This window comes from Neisseria sp. P0020.S005, from assembly GCF_051957055.1.
Taxonomy (GTDB): Bacteria; Pseudomonadota; Gammaproteobacteria; order Burkholderiales; family Neisseriaceae; genus Neisseria; species Neisseria subflava_A.
This window is the reverse complement of sequence record NZ_JBQCWV010000031.1, coordinates 1-627: the sequence shown is the minus strand read 5'-3', so window position 1 is coordinate 627 and position 627 is coordinate 1. Positions and strand designations below refer to the sequence as shown.

Here is a 627-nt window from a genome sequence, read left to right as displayed (position 1 = left end):
CAACGCCGCCAATATCGCCAAAGGCATCAACTTCGGCGGTACCACCGGCAGCAACAACTACGCATTGGGCGACACCATCAATGTCAAAGGCGACAGCAACATCATCAGCGAAACCGTAGCCGGTGGCGCACAGCTGAAACTGGCCAAAGACATTACTGTTGACAGCGTCACCGCAGGCGACAGCAAACTGAATTCAGACGGCCTCACCATTACCGGTGGCCCGAGTGTGACCAAGTCAGGCATCAATGCCGCCGGCAACAAGATCACCAACGTTGCCGCCGGTACCGATGACAACGACGCCGTCAACTACAGCCAGCTGAAACAGCAAAGCGCCGCCGCCCGTACTGAAGTACGTGCCGGTACCAACATCAAAGACGTGGTTAAAACCGTCGACACCAACGGCCAAGACGTTTACACCGTCAACGCCAAAGGCACGACTGCCAGCGCCGGTTCGAGCAAATTGACCGTTACCGCCGCTGAAAAGGCCGACAACGTGACCGACTACAGCATCGACTTGGCGGATAACACCAAAGCCGAAATCCAAAAAGGCGTAGATGCCAAAACCACCGTTGACACTAAAGGCCTGACCTTCAACGGCGACAGCGGCAGCACCAATATCGAAAAACT

At 55.7% G+C, this 627-nt stretch carries 1 pseudogene; it reads left to right on the top strand.

The window, feature by feature from the left end:
* A pseudogene (locus tag ACTHTU_RS11155) lies at positions 1-627 on the top strand (hypothetical protein); the annotation flags it as partial.